Consider the following 16937-nt stretch of genomic DNA (forward strand, 5'->3'; position numbering starts at 1 on the left):
GCCGGCGAGGGCGAGCGCCGCGACGGGCACGAGTTGCTTCAACAGTCGCATGACGATTCCTTCACGAGCTAGCGCGGCCGGTGCGCCGCGGCCACGCCGAGAACGCCAGGGATGCGACGGGCTGTCCCCGATCGGTCACGCCCACCTCAACTTCCTGGGCCGTTACGCCATCTCCGCCTCTGCACCCGCTGATGGCCTGCGCCGGCTCGGCGAGATCCCCGATCTGCCCGATGACGACCGCGCGGGCCTGCTGTCCTGACCGCTACCACTCTTTGCGCAGGCCACCGTCGATGACGAGGTCGGAGCCGTTGATGTTGGGCGCCTTCCCGGAGGCCAGGAACACGACCAGGGCAGCGATCTCCGCCGGTTCGGTGATGTGCCCGGTGGACATCCCAAGGGCGGCGGGAAGGGAGTCAAGCAGCTCTTCGCGCGAGATGCCGGCCTTCTTCGCGAGCGCGTCCCCGGTACTGCCCGGCTCGGTCCACACCGCGGTACGTACTGGTCCGGGCGAGATGGTGTTGACTCTGACACTCTGGGGGCCGAACTCCTCGGCGAGGGCCTTGCCCAGGCTGGCCAGAGCCGCTTTGGCAGCGGAGATGTCCGTCAGATGGGCCGCCGGGCGGCGGGCGTTGACCGAACCGATGTTGATGATGTGGCCCTTGCGCTCGACGATGCTGGGTAGCGCGGCCCTGCTGGCTCGTACGGCACTGAGCAGGGTCAGGTCGAGGGCGTGCTGCCAGTCGTCGTCGGAGATGGACAGGAACCCGCCCGGGTGCGGGCCGGTGGTGCCGGCGACGTTGTTGACCAGCAGGTCGATGCCGCCGAGTTCGGCCATGGCCGTGTCGATGAGGTGAGCGGGCCCGCTGGGAGTGCGGAGGTCCACAGAGACAGCGAACGGGGTGACCTGTCTGAGTTCGGAGCTGATCGTCCGTGCTCCCGCCACGACCCGGTATCCCTCGTCGCGTAACGCGGTGACTATGGCCAGCCCGATGCCCTTGCCGGCACCTGTGACGACGGCATTCCTGACCATAACCTGCCTTCCCGCACAAATACATCACTCAACACTGATATGTAGCGGAAGGTATCATCTGACACTGATGGATAGCAACGACCGGCTCTCCGCAATCGGGCGTGCGTTGAGCTGCACAGTCCGGCTTGCCGTGTTGCAGACGCTCGCCGAGGGAGACGCTTCCGTGGGCGAGCTGACCGGCCGCATGGGCGTCACCCAGCCGAACATGTCGAACCATCTGGCCGTACTGCGTTCGGCCGGACTGGTGACCTCCCACCGTTTCGGACGCGTCGTCCGCTACCGGCTCGCCTCCCCCGAGGCCGCCAGCCTCGTCACCAGCCTGACCTTGCTCGCCAACACCAACCCCGGCTCCCCATCAGGGCCCTCCGCTCTCGAACGTGCCCTACCGCCAGGCAGCTGATCTATGTCTGGCTTCGAATTCACACTTCATGGTTCTCGCCGAGCGCCTCCTTCGCCTTGCGCGCCCGTTCCACCAACAGCGGGTCGCTGGCGGAGGGCAGCTCACCGGGGCAGTCGACGCCCTTCTCGCTGTGCGGATCGGCGCCGGTGAGAGGACGGCAAGCGCCGCTACACCGTCCAACAGATCGTCGATGAATTCGGCGTCACCCGCCCCACCATCTACCGACACCTCAACAGGAGCGCGTAGCCTCAGGTCAGGGCCATATCCGGTGGTTCTTCCTACAGGACTACTGGGACCGGGCAGATCATCCGCCGTGGCCAGGACCGCTCGGCGCGCCTCGCGGCCCCGCTTGCCCTTCACCGCGCCGCCCTGGAGCAAAGTGTCGCCCTCGTCGACGGCACCGACCCGGCCGCGCGCAAGGCCTACCGGGTGTACTCCGCCCGCATCACAGCTGCTGAGGCTCCCCGAAGCATGATCAACCTCGTTTAGAACTGCTGATCGGCTGATCAGAACGCTGCATCCGGCCTCTCACCAGCCTAGATCCGAGGTGCGCGCCCAGAACCTCGCGATCTTCCAGGGACAGAACCCGGAGAAGCTCGTCATCACCGACGGCAAGGTCCGTTCCGCCGGCAACATCCCGGTCGAGGTGATACGGCACGGCAAGCAGTACCTCGCGGCCATCCCCACCTACGGGCCGCGCCTGGAGCAGGCATGGACCGCGGGCCAGCGCAAGTGGCTCCGCCTGTCCAGCCGCAGCAAGCTGCGCACCGCCAAGAACAGCGGGCACTACATGCCCGAGATCGCCGTCACGGCCATTCAGCCGTCACCTCGCAGGCCGCACCCCAAGCGAATAAGGGGTAACCGGCCGAGCGCACCACGCTGTTGGCGTAGCCGGGGAGAGATGCGGCTGAGCCCACTTCTTCACTGTTCGTCGAAGAACTCGCGTAGAGCCTGGGCGACGAGGACGGGGTCTCCGTCGTTCTCCGGCCCCGAGTGCCCGAGACCCTTGAGGGTCATCCTCCGCGCGTGGGGGAGAACGGCCGCGAGTTTCTCCAGTGCGACGGAAAAGTACGCCGGGCTCTTCGACCCGCCGAGCAGCAGTACCCGCGCCCGCAGCTCCGTGTAGTCCTGCGCGGTGTCGGCCAGCTCCCGTATGATCTGCATGTCGAAATACTCCGTCGGTATGAGCTCCATGATCGATACGTCATCGCCCGAGGACTCGCGCAGCAGGCGCGAGCCGATCGTCCCCAGCGGCAGGAGCACGGATCGCGGAGTCCAGTTCGCCACCGGCTCGGTCCTCAGGCCCTTGAAAATCGTGATCAGCGCGGCGGTGAGTCTGCCGGCGGCGACCTCCCGCTCATAGCGCGGCAGCCAGTCCACCGGTACCGAGCCGTCGACGGACAGGGGAGGCTCGTACAGGGCGACCCGGTCGAGCGTGGGGCTGACGAGGGCAGTGCGCAGCGCGACGAGCGCGCCCGAACTCAGGCCGAAGATCTTCGACGCTCCGGTCGCCGTGACGAGCGCCTGTACGTCCTCGACCTCACGTGTCACATGGAAGTCATCGCCGTGTCCTCCGCTGAGCCCGCGTCCACGCCGGTCGGGCACGTACACGGTGTATTCGGCCGCCATCGCGTCGGCGAGCTTCGTGAGATGCTGCGACGCCAGCATTCCGCCGTGCAGGAGGATCAGTCCGGGGCCGTTGCCATAGAGCCGGTAGCCGATCGTGGTCCCGTCTGTGGAACGGACCCGGCCCTTGCTGTATTCGCTCACTGCGTCACCTCTCGTCGGCTGTGGCCGGGCGCGCGTCCGCGGTTTCCGCCGCCGGGACGAACCTCTTCAGTGCTTCCTTGCCGAACTCCACCGCCGCGTTCCCGCGGTCGAGCAGGTCGGCCTGGTACTCCTCAAGGGCCGAAGCCAGGCCGCGTTCGCCGTGCCGGACCTCGGCCAGGCGCGCGCTCAGCCGTACGGCGTCGTTTATCGCCGTGGTCGCGCCGTTTCCGCCGCTGGCCAGAGTCAGGTGGGCCGCGTCGCCGAGCAGCGTGACCCGGCCCACCGGCCAGGACGGCATCGGCCGGTCGTAGACCATGGAGCGGCCGACGGCGCTCATGTCGGCGGAGCGCACCAGGTCCCGCAGATCGGGATGCCAGCCGTCGATGAGCTCCAGCACCAGCTCGCGCGCGTCCCGCCGGCCACGCTGGGGATCGGCGGCCGCAGGGTGCTCCGGCGGCACCAACAGCACCCATCGCACGTAACTGTCGCGGTACGGCATGTCGAGTTCGGGGGCGAGCTCGGCGGCGGCCGCCGACGGCTCGGTGCCGAAGTGCATGCGCCCCAGCATCAGCGTGATCCCCGGCCCCTTCACCATCGTGCCGCGTCCTGGCACCAGCCGCAGGAAGCGGTCTGTGCCGGGGGTGCGTCCCATCGCCCCGCACAGGTCCGCGGCGACGAGGCCGACCTCGGGCGCCAGGTGCCGCCGCACCACGGAGTTCCCGCCATCGGCGCCGACCAGCACCTCGCCCGTCGCCTCCGTGCCGTCGGCGAAGCGCGCGGTCACGGTACCGTCCGTTCGCTCCGCGAAGCCCGTCAGTCGCTTGCCGTACGCGACCCGATCCTTCAGCCCGCCGAGCAGAATCCGCCGCAGCACCTGCCGGTCCATCGCCCTGGAGTCCGCCGGAGGTCCCTCCAGGTCGCGGTGGAGCACGGTGAGCTGTTCGTCGAACAGCAGACCGGGCCCGGTGAGGCTGCCGCTGGTGGCCTCGACCAGCTCGTAGAGCCGCCTCGGCAGGCTCGCGCGTAACCCCTCCATTCCGGCAGACGCCAGCCCGATCCGGTAGCCCTGGGGTCGATCGCCGGTGCCGTCATCGGCCTCGTACACGCGCACGTCGATGCCGGTACGGACGAGCGCGTGGGCGAGCGTCAGCCCGCCGATTCCCGCCCCGATCACCAGCACCCGTGCGAGGTTCCGCTCGGTCATTCGCCTCATCCTCCATTCCAGGTGAACAACGTTCACGTGTACATTGTTCACATGAGAAGTGCCGATCTGTCAATCGGGGAGGAAACGATGGGGCATCGACGCGCGCAGGTGCTTCAGGCGGCGATCGAGCTGCTCGACGAGGTCGGCCTGGACGGTCTCACCATGCGCTTGCTGGCGAGCCGGCTCGGTGTGCGGGCGAGCGCCCTGTACCGGCATTACCCCAGTAAGCAGGCGCTGCTGGACGCCATGGTCGCCTACCTGGCCACGCCGCCGGCCGACGCCGCCCCGCCTCCCGGCGGGGCCTGGGACGAGCAACTACGTGACGTCGCGACCGGCATGCGCGAGATCATGCTGGCCCATCGCGACGGCGCGCGCCTGATCGCCAGTTTCCACCACCCGGGCGGCGATGCGATCGCCACCTTCCACGGTCTCATCGCCGCCCTGGCCGCCGGAGGCGTCCCGTCCGAGACGGCGGTCCTCGCCGTGGACACCGTCCTGGCCTACGTCAACGGCTTCACGGTCGAGGAACAGGCCCGCAAGATCGGCGCCGACGGCTGGCCGCGAGAGCAACGCGACCGCGCCTTCCGCGACGGCCTCGAACTGATCCTGACCGGCGTACGCGCGTCCGCCGTGAGCCGGAACTAAGTCACCGCAGCTCAGAGGCATTGTCCTGCGGGCAACACCCTCACCCCCGGCGTCCTTGGCGCCGACCCGCGCACGGCGCCGTCGGCGGGCGGTTGCAGCAGTTCCCCGGCGGTCCCCTGCCCACCCTGAACGTCCTCATGGAAACGTGACGTCGCTGAACACGTCACGCACCGTGCCGCGGACCCGATCGCGGTCACGCGCACTCCACAGAGGCCGTCCCTGGCCGCGATCGAACTCGGTGTCTAAGCCGGTGTGACAGGCTGGGAACTGACTGGGCGCGCCGGCGTATACAGGCAGAACGGGTGGCCGTCCGGGTCGAGGTAAACGCGGACGTCGTCCTGGGGCTGGTAGTCCGCGAGGGTCGCCCCGGTGGCGATCGCGTGCTCACCGGCGGTCTTGAGGTCGTCCACCTCGATGTCGAGATGCATCATCATCGGTGGTTCGCTGGGACCGGCCGGCCACACCGGCCTGATGTAGGCCCGCTCGGTCTGGAACGACAGCCCGGCCCCGCCGTGCGGCGGGCAGATCACCACCCAGTCCGGCTCCTCCTGCCGCACCTCCCACCCGAGCAACCGCTGATAGAAACCCGCCAATTGCGCGGCGTCGGCTGAGTCGAGCACAGTAGCTGTCAGCGTCATCCGTGGCCGGCCAGACACTTCGCCTCCTCGATGAGTGCATTGGGACCGCTCGAACTGGATCCGTCCACCCGTTCTGCTCGATCCGCGACCGTTGTAACCAGCGCGCTGCTCCGAGCGCGCCGATGACTCCGGGAACGGTCGGCGAGAGACTTCTCGGCCACCTGCCAGTCCATCGGTGGCGGCATCGGGACCGTGGCCCGGATGCGGGCGAGTTCCCGGTGTGCGCGTGCCAGGCTCGCGGAGTCGCGCGTATCAATGCCGGTGAAGACGCCGATCTTGCAGCGTTCACCACGGTTCGAGCAGCAGCGAGCGGATGATGCCGGATGGGATCGCCGCGATCTGCATTACGGACTCAGAACCACCTGACCCGCACGATTCGCGCTGTCGTCATAGCGCTGCTGGGCCGCGATGACCTCGGTGGTGTGCGCCGAAATCCAACGGACCAGTTGAGCGAACGGGCGGGACAGGCCTTGGCCCAACTCGGTCAGCTCATAGCTGACCTGCGGCGGGGTGGTCGGCACCACGGTGCGCTCTACCAGCCCATCGCGGACCAGGGTCCGCAGCTTGGCGGAGAGCATCTTCTCGCTGATGCCGTCGATGCGCTGGCTCAGCTCGAAGAAGCGCATCGGCCCAGGCGTCAGGGCGGCCAGGATCAGCGGCACCCACCGTCCGGTGACATGTTCCATCACCTCCCGTCCGGGACAGTCGCTGTGAAATGTGTCACTGATCCACCGGGCGTCGCTCTCGTCCACCTGCTCCCCTACTGCTACCTCTCGGGCTTACCTCACGGTACGTACTTACAAAGAGTAAGCCCAAAACCTAATGTCTCTCGCGTCTTCGTACGACGAGTCAGGAGAGACAGATGAACAGCAAGCAGGTGGCGCTGGTCAGCGGAGCCAGCCGGGGAATCGGGGCCGCGACCGCGCTCGAGTTGGGCCGGCTCGGCTATCACGTGATCGTCAACTATCTGCGCGACGCCGAGTCCGCAGAGCAGGTGGCCAAGCAGATCGACGCCGCGCAGGCGATCCAGGCCGACGTGACCGACGAGGTCCAGGTGACCACGCTGGTGGACCGGATAGTCGCCGAGCACGGGCGGATCGACGTGCTGGTGGGCAACGCCAACACCGCGGCGCCGCCGTTCGGCCCGCTGGAGCACGTGCCGTGGGAGGCGTTCGTTGCCAAGGTCGGCGATGAACTGGCCGGCGTCTACCACCTGACCCGGCGGGTGCTGCCGATCATGCGCCAACAGCGGTCCGGCCGGATCGTCTACGTCTCCGCCACCGCAGCCGAGCTGATCATCGGCAGCGCGGCCCACTCCACGGCCAAGGCCGCCGTGAACGCCTTCGCCCAGCAGATCGCCGGCGAGGCCATACGGGACGGCATCACCGTCAATACCGTTGCCCCTGGCGCGGTCGGTACCGATGCCACCGCTGAGGTGTTCACCGATGGGATCCGGCGCTACTTCGGCGACCGATCGGTGACCGGCACGATGCTGCGGCCGCAGGACCTGGCTCGCCCGATCGCCGCGCTCGTGGACGGCGCGTTCGCCACGGTCACCGGCCAGGTGATCCCCGTCGACGGCGGATACCCGCTGCTGAGCCAGTTGCTGGACGGCCTGCCGGCCCAGTTTTCCACGGCTTCGTGAGCCTCAGAACAGGGAGTGCGGCTCAAGCTCCAGGTTGATGAAGTCGACCAGGTCGCGGCGCAACTCGGGGGAATGCGCTGATGAGGCTCCATGGCCGACATGCCTACGGCTAAGACGCACTGTCGCGCAGGAGACGGTCCGTTTATGAGAACCGTGGCGCCTTCCACGCGGGCTCACCGTCCTCGCCGGACAGGTCGACCGGTCCGTCCCGCTGCCTCTGCCTCCATGCATCAGCTACTGGCGGGCCAGTTCAGGAGATCGCCAGGCGTAGCATTTTGACACCTCTTATGGGTAACCGCTATCTATTGGCTAACCGTTAGGGGATGTGGAGTGCAAGACGCAGTGCTGGCGATGCTCGCCAAAGAACCGTCGCACGGATACCACCTGCGTGCTCGGCTGCAGCAGAGTCTCGGCCCGCTGGGCGAGTCGATGAACCCCGGTCAGATCTATGTGACGTTGTCCCGGTTGGAGAAAGCGGGGCTCGTTGTCTGCGAACGGGCGGATGGCCTGCCTGAGCGGCCGGAGCGCAAGGTCTATGCGCTGACGCCGGCCGGGCAGCAGCGGGTGGCCGCTTGGCTGACCGAGGTGGGCTGGCCGAAACCGGACCTGGCGGAGTTTCATCTCAAGCTCGTCGCTGCTGCCGCGGCCCGGCTGGCCGACCCGGTGGAACTGGTGGCGGCGCAGCGCCGTGAGTTGCTGCGCCGTTTGCGTGAGGCGCAGCACGTGGCGCTGGCCGAGCCGGTGGGATCGGCCGCCGGCCTGCTGCTGGAAGGGGTCGTGCTGCGGTTGCAGGCGGACCTGCGCTGGTTGGAGGCCTGCGAGCGAGCCTGGTCCAAGGTCGATGACGAAGCCGAGGGTGCATGAACGAGTCGAGTGCTGTGGTCGGGGTCCGCGGCCTGGTGAAGGAGCATGGTCAGGGGCAGAGCCGCATCCGCGCGGTCGACGAGGTCGACCTGGAGGTGCCGCAGGGGCAGATGCTGGCGGTGATGGGGCCCAGCGGCTGCGGGAAATCGACCCTGCTGCACCTGCTGGGTGGCCTGGAGCGGCCCACCGGTGGAGAGGTGTGGCTGGCCGGGCGGCGCGTCGACACCCTGGGCGAGCGGGCCTTGGCGCGGCTGCGGCGCCGGTCGGTGGGGTTCGTCTTCCAGGCCTTCCATCTGGTGGAGGAGCTGTCGGCGGCCGAGAACGTGGAGCTGCCCGTGCTGCTGGCCGGGCGCTCGCGGCGTGAGGCCAGGCGGCGCACGAGCCTGCTGCTGGAACGGGTCGGGCTCGCCGGCCGTGCCCGTCATCTGCCGTCGCAGCTGTCCGGCGGGCAGCGTCAGCGGGTCGCCATCGCCCGCGCGCTGGCCAACGAGCCGCTGGTCGTCCTGGCCGACGAGCCGACCGGCAACCTCGACACCGCGGCGACCCTCGACGTGCTGAGGCTCTTCGAGGATCTGCGTTCGGCAGGGCAGACCCTCGTGGTCGTCACGCACGACGAACGGGTGGCGGCCAGCGCGGACCGGCTGATCTCGATGCGCGACGGGATGTTCGTCGACGACACCCGGCTGGCCGGCTCCTACACGCGCGGGCTCGGCGGGCTGATCGGGCTGGAGGACTGAAGCCATGGGCTCCATCGTGCTCGTCGTCCGCCTGGTGCTGGCTGACGTGCGCCGGCACAAGGTCCAGGCCGCGATGCTCCTGCTCGCGGTGACCGTGGCCACCGCCACGATGGCACTGGGCCTGTCCCTGCGCGGCGTGAGCGAGGCGCTGTATGAGCAGACCCGGGCGGCCACCGCCGGGCCGGACGTGGTGGCGCTGGCCCCCGACCCGGGTCCCGCAGTGGCCCCGGCCCTGGCCTCGCTGGCGAACGCTCCCGAAGTCATCGCCCACCATGGCCCCTATCGCATCGTCTACGCCGACCTCACCACGCGCGATTCCACCTCCTCCCCGGTGGTGGTGCACGGCTTCGCAGAGACGCCCGGCACGGTCAACCGGCCGCTGGTGACCTCGGGTCATTGGGTACGCCCGGGCGGCACGGTCCTCGAACGCGGCTTCGCCACCGCGCTGGGCATCAGCGTCGGCGACCACGTCACCATCGCCGGCCGGTCGTACCCCGTCGTCGGGATCGCCGTCACCGCGGCCACCTCCATCTACCCCTGGGCGGCGCAGATCGGCCCGGGCGGCGGCCCCGACGACTACACCGGCCTGGCCTGGATGACCCGATCAGATGCCCGGACACTGGCCGCGTCCCGAGATCTCCCGGTGACCATGGCCCTGGACCTCAAGCTGCGCGACCCCGCCGCCACCCAGGCCTTCCGCGACGCCCATGACATCTCCACCACCAGGATCAACTTCCACTCCTGGCAGTTCAAGGCCGAGCAGGACATGGTCATCCTCAAGAACAGCCAGCCGATCCTGGTCGTCGGTAGCTGGCTGCTCAGCTTCCTGGCCATCACCGGGGTGGCGGCGCTGGCCGCGGGACGCGCCGTCGAGCAGACGCGCCGGGCGGGACTGCTCAAGGCCGTCGGCGCCACTCCCGGCCTGATCGCCGCCGTCCTGTTCACCGAGTACCTGGCGCTGGCGCTGGCCGGCGACGCGCTGGGACTGGTGATCGCCCGCCTGACCGTACCCGCCATCGCCAGCCCCACCGCCAGCCGGATCGGCGACGCCACCGGACCGGTTGGCGCCACCGTTGCCACGGCGACCGTCCTGGCCGTGGCGGTGGCGGTGCTGTCCACGCTGCGCCCTACGCTGCGGGCCATGCGTACGGCGACCGTCACGGCGCTGGCCGCCACCGCGCACCAGCCCCGTCACCGACCCTGGCTGACCGCGCTGTCGTCGCTGCTGCCCACGCCGCTGCTGCTCGGGCTGCGGCTGACCGCTCGCCGGCCGGGCCGCGCCGTGCTGCAGGCGTGCTCCACCGCCACCACAGTGATCGCGATCGTCGCCCTGCTGACCCTCTACGCCCAGCCGGAGAGAGGCTACGGTCTGGACGGCTCCTTCACCCTGCCCAACCTGCGGGGCGAGCACGACCGCCAGTTGATGCTCACCGTCACCATCCTGCTGATCGCACTCGCCGTCGTGAACACCATCACGCTCACCTGGACCACAGCCATAGAGGCCCGGGCGAACATGGCCATCGCACGTACACTCGGCGCCACCCCCGGACAGATCACCGCGGGACTGTCCACCGCCCAACTCCTGCCCGCCCTGCCCGGCGCCGTCATCGGCGTCCCTCTGGGCGGCGGCCTGCTCTCGCTCTTCGCCGCCCCGAATGCGGCGGAGGCCCCCTCCTCCTGGCTGCTCGGCGCCGCGCTCGCGACTCTCCTGGCGACGGCGGCGCTCACCGCCCTGCCCGCACGCCTGGCGGCCAGACGGCCCGTGGCGCAGACCCTCAGCGCCGAAACAGCCTGACCGGCCCAGTTCAGCAGGCATCGGCAGCAGCTGCACTCAGCGGACCGAGGCCGGCACAACGACCGCGACACCCGCTGTATCGAATCGACGACGTCAGTGACGGCCGGACCCGTAGAGACCTCTGAATGAATCGATTTGATCTACGGAAAGGAATCATGAAGTGGCATCTGACTCCACCGGCATTCGGCGACTCATGGTGGACACGGGGGAACCCCGCGGATGGGTGTCCCCCAGGACAGATCTGGTGATGGCGCTGCTCGGAATCTGGTTCGGAGTCGGACTGATGATCGACGCCTGGGCGCACAGCAACCTGGCGGAGCTGGAGACGTTCTTCACCCCATGGCACGCGGTGTTCTATTCCGGCTTCGCAGTGGTCTCCGGCTGGATCATCTGGCAGGTTTGGCGCAACGTGCGCGCCGGACGGCAGGGGCTGACGGCCATCCCCACCGGATACCTCGCCGGGCTGGTAGCGATTCCCGCGTTCGCCGCCTTCGGACTAGCCGACATGATGTGGCACACCATTCTCGGCATCGAGACGACCATTGACATCTTTTTCAGCCCGTCGCACCTCGGCCTCGTCGTGACGATGATGATCATCATCACGACACCACTGCGCTCGGCGTGGAACGCCCCCGACGTCGGCGCCCGGCCGTCGCTCGGGCGCCTGCTGCCTGCGCTGCTCGGGCTCGCGTTCGCCGCCACGCTGGTGTCACTGTTCCTGTCGTACGGCGACGCCATGCAGTACCGGCCCCAGGCAATCGTCCAGGCGTTCTCCATGGCGCAGGACTCGGGCGCCGCGCCGCGGGGCGCCGGTCCCAGACCTGTCGCCCTGGGCGCCGATCGAGTGGCCGCCGCGATGGTCGTCACCAACGTCATCATGCTCAGCCCTGTGCTGCTCCTGGTGCGCCGCTGGCTGTTGCCGTTCGGCTCGGTGACCGTCATGTACACGATCATGGTGCTCATGCCGGGCGCCCAGACGGGGTTCCGCAACGTGCCGATCCTGTTGTCGTTCGTGGCCGCCGGGGTCGTGAGCGATCTGCTGATCCGCCGGCTGCGGCCGTCAGGTGAGCGGCGCGCCGCCTACTGGGCCTTCGCCGGGCTGTCGGCCTTCGCCACCTGGTCGCTGTACATCGGGGTCGCCTCGGCCACAGGGGGCGGCCTGCCCACCGTGCCCGAGCTGTGGACCGGCGCGCCGGTCGTCGCCGGACTGATCGGGCTGGCGCTCGGGGCGCTGTTCCTGCCCAACGCGGTCACTGCCGAGCCGGGCCTGTCCAGCGCGGCCGACGCCGAGCGGGCATGATCCGAGTCCTGTGCCTTGTCGCCGCCCTCGTTGGTGCCGGCCGACCCCGCCGCGGCGCACCGTCACGGCGGGGGGACCTGCGGATCGCCCAGACGATCGCCGGCTGGTCAACCTTCGACAGCTGCGTCATGAGTCGGTCACACCGCGAGCGTTCTCGTACGGCTGGGGATTTTCGCCCCTAGCCGCAGCGGCGAACGGCTTCCTCGGTGGTCGCGGCCTGGCCGGCGGACCACTGGGCGTCGAAGGCCTCGGGACCCAGGCTGCCGCGCAGGTCTCGCACGGTGCCCTGCCATTCGAACTCGTCGTCAGCGTTGCGGAAGTCGCCGGTGGCGGCCCTGATGGCGGCTGCGTGTCCCAGGAGCCAGGCGGGAAGCTCCGATTCGCCCACCGCCGCCCGCGCGTGTGCCAGGCCCTCGAGCGAGCGCGCCAGCCCGCCCCGGTCGTTGACGGCGTGGCGGAGTTCGACGGCCTGCCGGTGCAGGTCAGCCCCGGCGCGGTGGTCTCCGGTGTGGTCGAGGATGCGGGCCAGCGTCTCCAGCGCGCGGGCCTCGCCGCGCTTGTCCTTCAGCTTGTGGAACTCCGCCACGCTCTCCCGCGCCAGCGACTCGGCGCGGGAGAGCGTGGCGGGTGTCTTGCGCAGGGCCAGCGCCAGATTGTTGAGCAGCAGGGCAATGTGGGGGCCGTCGCCCAGCAGGCGGAATCGCTCCAGGCTCTGCTCGTAGTAGGCCGCTGCGGCTTCGTGGTCGCCTTCGTCGAGCAGGATGTTGCCGAGGTTGTTGAGGGCAGTCGCGACGCCCGTCGGGTAGCCGGCGGACTCGAGGAGCTCGAGGCTCCGGGTGTGCAGCTCCCGCGCTTCCGCCACGTCTCCCTGGTCTCTGGCCAGGTTCCCCGCTGCCTTGAAGGCCAGCCCCCGGACCAGCGGCGGACTGTCGCCGGGCAGGTCGAGCGCCTTCCCCAGCCAGGCGCGGCCCTCCGCGAGGTGCCCGCACATCTCCCAGAAACGCCAGAGAGCCCCGGTCAGCCGCTGGGCGCGGGTGGCGTCACCGGTCGCCAGCGCGTTGCCGATCGCGCACCGGAGGTTGTCATGGTCGCCGGCCAGCAGGTCGAGCCAGCGCCGCTGGCCGGCTCCGACTAGTTCGCGGTCGGCCGTCTCGGCGAGCGCGACGAACCAGTCGAGGTGGCGCGAGGCGATGTCGGCCGCCTCCTCCTCGGTCAGGAGCTCCTCGGCGTACTGACGAACGGACTCCAGGAGAACGAACCGGCCACCGGACCGGTGGATCAGGCTGTTGTCGACGAGCGTGGCGAGATCGTCGAGCCGGCAGCGGCAGATCTCCTCGACGGCTTCCAGCGTCCACCCGCCGGAGAACACCGACAGGCGGGTGAAGAGGGTGCGGGCGCGCTCGTCGAGCAACCCGTAGCTCCAGTCCAGGGTGGCGCGAAGGGCGTCGCCGAGGGCGAGCCGGTCCAGGAGCTCCTCAGCAGACAGCAGCTTCATACGGGCCGCAGCGAGCTCCAGGGCCAGGGGCAGACCGTCCAGCCGTGCGCAGATCTCCGCCACGACCTCGGGACCGGCCTCCTCGGGGCTCCATTCACGCCAGTGGGCCTGCACGCACCGGGCGAACAGCGCGACGGCGGCGTCGACGTGCAGCGGCTGGATCGCCACCTCGTGGCCGCCGCGCAGGGGCAATGTGCGGCGGCTCGTCACCAGGCAGGTCAGCGCGGGGCACTCGGCGAGCAGGCCGCCGACGATCTCCGCCGCCCGGTCCGCGAGATGTTCGAAATTGTCGGCGGCGAGCAGGCACTGCCGTCCACGCAGGTGGCTGACGAGGGTGCGGGCGAGCGGGGTGGCCCCGTCGTCGCGGACCCCTACAGCCTGGGCGATCGCCGACAGCGCCAGCTCGGGGGTGCCCGCGGCGGTCAGGTCGGCGAAGAACACGCCGTCGGGGTAGTCAGGGGACAGGCGTTGGGCCACGGCAAGGCAGACGCGGGTCTTGCCCACTCCGCCTACCCCGGTCAGGGTGAGCAGGCGCACGTCCTGGCGCTGCAGCAGCGTGCAGACGGTGGCGATCTCGGACTCGCGGCCGATCAGCGGGGTGAGCGGCACGGGTAGCGACAGCACAGCCGACAGGGCCGGGTCGGTGGCCTTGCCGCGCGCCGTCGACTCGAACTGGGCGCGTACGGTGCCGGACAACTCCAGCGCGTCGGCCAGCAGCCGAGCGGTTTCCTTGCGCGCGGTGCGGTAGATGGCACGTTCCAGATCGCTGATCGAGCGCGCGCTGACGGTGGAGCGGTGGGCGAGTTCTTCCTGGGTGAGCCCCACACTGATCCGGAGCCGGCGTAAGAGCTGAGCGAAGGACTCCTCGGCCATTAACCCACGATAGATGCGGGTCGCTCCTGTGAGCGAGCTGTGGGCCCAACCTCGTGGTCGCCGGAGAGCCTCGTTCCTAGCGTCGAGGTCACCGGCAAGCGTCCGGACAGGGAGGGAAACAATGATCCGCAGGCTGACTCTCGCCGTCGCCACAGCACTCGCGGCCGCCATGCTGCTGTCCACCACCAGCGCCCAGGCCACAGTTGCCGCGGACAGCGGCACGGTACGGCTACGCACTCAGCAGATCCTGCAGTTCCAGCAGCTCGCCGGGCAGGCGGCCTGGCAGACGTCGGCGTACAACCGGGTGGTCAACGCGGTCTGGGTCTTCTACTCCAACGGGACGTTCGCCTTCGACACCACCAACGTACGCACCGATTTGTACCCGCTCCGGGGAAGGTACCAGGTGCGCGGGAACACCGTCTCCTTCTCCGCCCACAACGCGGCGGCCATCGGTGGAAGCAGCGCGTTCACCGAAATGGTCGGCCGCGTGGACTTCGGCTCCCGGCCGCCGGTCATGCGGCTGAACTGGGCCGGCGGTGCGGGATACGGCGCCGTCGTCAACGACCAGCGGTTCGGGTCCACGGCGTCCTCGCACTACGCGGTGGTGCTGACGGTTTCGCAGTTCTAGCGACCATGCAGGAACGGGGCGCCCTCCGGCCGAGGGCGCCCCGTTCGCAGTCGCCCCTCTGCGCCACCACCGAGCAGTCGCCCTCTCTTGGTCACTACCGAGCTGCCGTGTCTCGTACCCCGGCGTCAGCCTGGACCGGCGCGCGCAGGACGAGCGCGCACGCGCCGGCGACGCCGAGCCGTTCGAGGGTGGCGGGCTCGGGATGCTGCTGGTCCGCGTGGCGGCGTACTCGCTGATCGCTCCGGCTTCAGCACCTGGTTCCCGGCGCGTTACCCGGTGTTGTCTGGATCGCACCAAGCTCTGCGCATGACTGCGCTCAACCGCCGCACGCTGCTCCGGGGCACGACCGCCCTCGGAGTCGGGCTCGCCCTTCCCCCTGTGCTCAGCTCTCCTGCCTTCGCCCGCCGCGGCCCCGGGCAGATACTGGCCAACCGACCCGTCCTCACCCACGGCATCCAGGCCGGCGACGCCGTCGACGGCTCCGTCTCCCTGTGGACCCGCGTCGACCGTCCTGCCCGTCTGCGTGCGGAGATCGCCACAGACCCCTCCTTCCGCCGGATCCTGCGTAGCGTCACCGGGCCGACCGTCACCCCCGCCTCGGATCTGACCGGCCAGATCAACGTGCGCGGCCTGCCCACCGCCACCGACCTCTACTACCGGATCACCGCCGCCGACCAGCACGACCACGACCGCAGCAGCGAGCCGCTCGTCGGCCGCTTCCGCGCGGGCCTGGGCCGGCACGACGGCCACCGCCCGATCCGCTTCATCTGGTCCGGCGACATCGCCGGCCAGGGCTGGGGCGTCAACCCCGACCTGGGCGGGTTCCGGATCGCCGACGCGATGCGCGCGGCGAACGCCGACTTCTTCCTCTCCTCCGGTGACAACGTGTACTCCGACGGGCCGGTCACCGAGACCGTGACCCTGCCCGACGGACGGATCTGGCGCAACCTGGTGATCGAGGAGAAGACCGCGGTCGCGCAGACGCTCGACCAGTACCGCGGCCAGTTCAAGTACAACCTGCTCGCCGACAACTGGCGCGCCTTCCTCGCCGAGACCGCGATCGTCGCCCAGTGGGACGACCACGAGGTGCTCAACAACTGGTACCCCGGGGAGGTCCTGGTCGGGCGCGCCGGGTTCCCCGACGGCACGCTCGTGGACCCGCTGGCGGCTCGTGCCCGCCAGGCGTTCCACGAGTACATCCCGGTCTCGCCGGTCTCGCCGGACAAGGTTGGCCGCGTCTACCGCAAGCTGTCCTACGGACCGCTGATGGATCTGTTCATCCTCGACATGCGCACCTACAAGGACCCGAACACCACCGGCCGCGAGACCGTCGCAGACGGTGGCCTGCTCGGCAAGGAGCAGACCGCGTGGCTGCTGCGCGAGCTCAAGGCGTCGAAGGCGACCTGGAAGGTGATCGCCAACGACCTGCCGATCGGCCTCGTCGTGCCCGACGGCGGCAACCAGGAGTCGTCGTCCAACGGCGACCCGGGTGCGCCGCTGGGCCGCGAGCTCGACATCGCCTACCTCCTCACGCAGATCAAGCGGCTCGGCATCCGCAACCACGTCTGGCTCACCGCCGACGTGCACTACACCGCCGCGCACCACTACCACCCCGACCGGGCGGCGTACCAGGACTTCGACCCGTTCTGGGAGTTCGTCTCCGGTCCGCTCAACGCAGGCGCTTTCGGCCCGAACGCGCTCGACGCGACCTTCGGCCCGGAGGCCGTCTTCCAGGCCGTGCCGCCGCGGGCGTCCACCTCGCCGCTGGAGGGCTACCAGTTCTTCGGCCAGGTCGACATCGACCCGGGCACGAAGCAGCTGACCGTCACCCTCAAGGACGTCGAGGGCGGGGCTCTCTTCACGCAGACGCTCGACCCCGAACGCCGCTGACACCGGGTCGCCCAGATCCTGCT

General features: G+C 69.6%; 16 protein-coding genes and 1 pseudogene. 11 read left to right on the forward strand and 6 right to left on the reverse strand.

All coding sequences use genetic code 11. The features are described from left to right. Positions 1-49 precede the first annotated feature (49 nt). Positions 50-259: a hypothetical protein gene (locus ACQPWU_RS57395; protein WP_433435499.1), complete on the forward strand. Its 210-nt coding sequence runs from the start codon at positions 50-52 to the stop codon at positions 257-259. A gap of 3 nt (positions 260-262) precedes the next feature. Here the strand turns inward: ACQPWU_RS57395 and ACQPWU_RS57400 are convergent, their stop codons facing one another. Continuing rightward, entirely contained in the window at positions 263-1030 is a 768-nt protein-coding gene (locus tag ACQPWU_RS57400; protein ID WP_433435500.1) for an SDR family oxidoreductase, read from the reverse strand. Positions 1031-1097: 67 nt separating this feature from the next. Between ACQPWU_RS57400 and ACQPWU_RS57405 the strand changes: the two genes are divergently transcribed. Beyond that, entirely contained in the window at positions 1098-1430 is a 333-nt protein-coding gene (locus tag ACQPWU_RS57405; protein WP_433435501.1) for an ArsR/SmtB family transcription factor, read from the forward strand. Between the two features lie 171 nt (positions 1431-1601). After that, positions 1602-1676, forward strand: a pseudogene (locus ACQPWU_RS57410) (helix-turn-helix domain-containing protein); the annotation flags it as partial. A 675-nt stretch (positions 1677-2351) separates the two neighbouring features. Here ACQPWU_RS57410 and ACQPWU_RS57415 read toward each other — a convergent pair. Next, on the reverse strand, positions 2352-3200 hold the full coding sequence (locus ACQPWU_RS57415) for an alpha/beta fold hydrolase (RefSeq protein ID WP_433435502.1): 849 nt from the start codon (positions 3198-3200) through the stop codon (positions 2352-2354). Between the two features lie 4 nt (positions 3201-3204). Further along, positions 3205-4404, reverse strand: coding sequence for an FAD-dependent oxidoreductase (locus tag ACQPWU_RS57420; protein WP_433435503.1), 1200 nt, complete (start codon positions 4402-4404; stop codon positions 3205-3207). Between the two features lie 87 nt (positions 4405-4491). Between ACQPWU_RS57420 and ACQPWU_RS57425 the strand changes: the two genes are divergently transcribed. Next, positions 4492-5049 carry a TetR/AcrR family transcriptional regulator C-terminal domain-containing protein gene (locus ACQPWU_RS57425; protein ID WP_433435504.1) on the forward strand — a complete coding sequence of 186 codons (558 nt, stop codon included), beginning with the start codon at positions 4492-4494 and terminating at the stop codon, positions 5047-5049. A gap of 242 nt (positions 5050-5291) precedes the next feature. Here ACQPWU_RS57425 and ACQPWU_RS57430 read toward each other — a convergent pair whose 3' ends face one another. Both ACQPWU_RS57430 and ACQPWU_RS57435 read right to left on the reverse strand, forming a co-directional pair. Next, positions 5292-5705, reverse strand: a complete 414-nt coding sequence (locus ACQPWU_RS57430; RefSeq protein ID WP_433435505.1) for a VOC family protein — start codon at positions 5703-5705, stop codon at positions 5292-5294. A gap of 326 nt (positions 5706-6031) precedes the next feature. Beyond that, on the reverse strand, positions 6032-6439 hold the full coding sequence (locus tag ACQPWU_RS57435; RefSeq protein WP_433435506.1) for a winged helix-turn-helix transcriptional regulator: 408 nt from the start codon (positions 6437-6439) through the stop codon (positions 6032-6034). Positions 6440-6549: 110 nt separating this feature from the next. Here ACQPWU_RS57435 and ACQPWU_RS57440 point away from each other — a divergent pair, with 110 nt between their 5' ends. The 5 genes from ACQPWU_RS57440 to ACQPWU_RS57460 all read left to right on the forward strand — a co-directional run bounded on the left by ACQPWU_RS57440 (position 6550) and on the right by ACQPWU_RS57460 (position 12028). Continuing rightward, entirely contained in the window at positions 6550-7332 is a 783-nt protein-coding gene (locus ACQPWU_RS57440; protein ID WP_433435507.1) for an SDR family NAD(P)-dependent oxidoreductase, read from the forward strand. Positions 7333-7683: 351 nt separating this feature from the next. Continuing rightward, the gene (locus ACQPWU_RS57445) at positions 7684-8196 is read left to right on the forward strand and encodes a PadR family transcriptional regulator (RefSeq protein WP_433445552.1); all 513 of its coding nucleotides are present in this window, start codon (positions 7684-7686) and stop codon (positions 8194-8196) included. After that, on the forward strand, positions 8193-8933 hold the full coding sequence (locus ACQPWU_RS57450; protein WP_433435508.1) for an ABC transporter ATP-binding protein: 741 nt from the start codon (positions 8193-8195) through the stop codon (positions 8931-8933). Before ACQPWU_RS57445 ends, ACQPWU_RS57450 begins: the two co-directional genes overlap by 4 nt. 4 nt (positions 8934-8937) lie before the next feature. Beyond that, complete coding sequence (locus ACQPWU_RS57455) at positions 8938-10728, forward strand: FtsX-like permease family protein (RefSeq protein ID WP_433435509.1); 1791 nt, start codon at positions 8938-8940, stop codon at positions 10726-10728. Between the two features lie 160 nt (positions 10729-10888). Further along, positions 10889-12028 (forward strand): hypothetical protein, encoded by a 1140-nt coding sequence (locus ACQPWU_RS57460; protein WP_433435510.1) that lies wholly within the window; start codon positions 10889-10891, stop codon positions 12026-12028. Between the two features lie 178 nt (positions 12029-12206). Here the strand turns inward: ACQPWU_RS57460 and ACQPWU_RS57465 are convergent, their stop codons facing one another. Further along, positions 12207-14396: an ATP-binding protein gene (locus ACQPWU_RS57465; protein WP_433435511.1), complete on the reverse strand. Its 2190-nt coding sequence runs from the start codon at positions 14394-14396 to the stop codon at positions 12207-12209. A gap of 121 nt (positions 14397-14517) precedes the next feature. Between ACQPWU_RS57465 and ACQPWU_RS57470 the strand changes: the two genes are divergently transcribed. Both ACQPWU_RS57470 and ACQPWU_RS57475 read left to right on the forward strand, forming a co-directional pair. After that, a complete protein-coding gene (locus ACQPWU_RS57470) occupies positions 14518-15024 on the forward strand; it encodes a hypothetical protein (RefSeq protein ID WP_433435512.1) in 507 nt (168 codons plus the stop codon). Positions 15025-15330: 306 nt separating this feature from the next. After that, positions 15331-16914, forward strand: a complete 1584-nt coding sequence (locus tag ACQPWU_RS57475) for an alkaline phosphatase D family protein (RefSeq protein ID WP_433435513.1) — start codon at positions 15331-15333, stop codon at positions 16912-16914. The last annotated feature ends 23 nt before the right edge of the window (positions 16915-16937 follow it).

This window comes from Nonomuraea sp. CA-141351 (assembly GCF_050944675.1).
Taxonomy (GTDB): domain Bacteria; phylum Actinomycetota; class Actinomycetes; order Streptosporangiales; family Streptosporangiaceae; genus Nonomuraea.

What these genes read in the sequence shown, in the direction of transcription:
- ACQPWU_RS57395 (WP_433435499.1), top strand. Translation starts at nt 50, where the DNA reads ATGACGATTCCTTCACGAGCTAGCGCGGCCGGTGCGCCGCGGCCACGC.
- ACQPWU_RS57400 (WP_433435500.1), bottom strand. Translation starts at nt 1,030, where the DNA reads ATGGTCAGGAATGCCGTCGTCACAGGTGCCGGCAAGGGCATCGGGCTG.
- ACQPWU_RS57405 (WP_433435501.1), top strand. Translation starts at nt 1,098, where the DNA reads ATGGATAGCAACGACCGGCTCTCCGCAATCGGGCGTGCGTTGAGCTGC.
- ACQPWU_RS57420 (WP_433435503.1), bottom strand. Translation starts at nt 4,404, where the DNA reads ATGACCGAGCGGAACCTCGCACGGGTGCTGGTGATCGGGGCGGGAATC.
- ACQPWU_RS57425 (WP_433435504.1), top strand. Translation starts at nt 4,492, where the DNA reads ATGGGGCATCGACGCGCGCAGGTGCTTCAGGCGGCGATCGAGCTGCTC.
- ACQPWU_RS57440 (WP_433435507.1), top strand. Translation starts at nt 6,550, where the DNA reads ATGAACAGCAAGCAGGTGGCGCTGGTCAGCGGAGCCAGCCGGGGAATC.
- ACQPWU_RS57445 (WP_433445552.1), top strand. Translation starts at nt 7,684, where the DNA reads ATGCTCGCCAAAGAACCGTCGCACGGATACCACCTGCGTGCTCGGCTG.
- ACQPWU_RS57450 (WP_433435508.1), top strand. Translation starts at nt 8,193, where the DNA reads ATGAACGAGTCGAGTGCTGTGGTCGGGGTCCGCGGCCTGGTGAAGGAG.
- ACQPWU_RS57455 (WP_433435509.1), top strand. Translation starts at nt 8,938, where the DNA reads ATGGGCTCCATCGTGCTCGTCGTCCGCCTGGTGCTGGCTGACGTGCGC.
- ACQPWU_RS57465 (WP_433435511.1), bottom strand. Translation starts at nt 14,396, where the DNA reads ATGGCCGAGGAGTCCTTCGCTCAGCTCTTACGCCGGCTCCGGATCAGT.
- ACQPWU_RS57470 (WP_433435512.1), top strand. Translation starts at nt 14,518, where the DNA reads ATGATCCGCAGGCTGACTCTCGCCGTCGCCACAGCACTCGCGGCCGCC.
- ACQPWU_RS57475 (WP_433435513.1), top strand. Translation starts at nt 15,331, where the DNA reads ATGACTGCGCTCAACCGCCGCACGCTGCTCCGGGGCACGACCGCCCTC.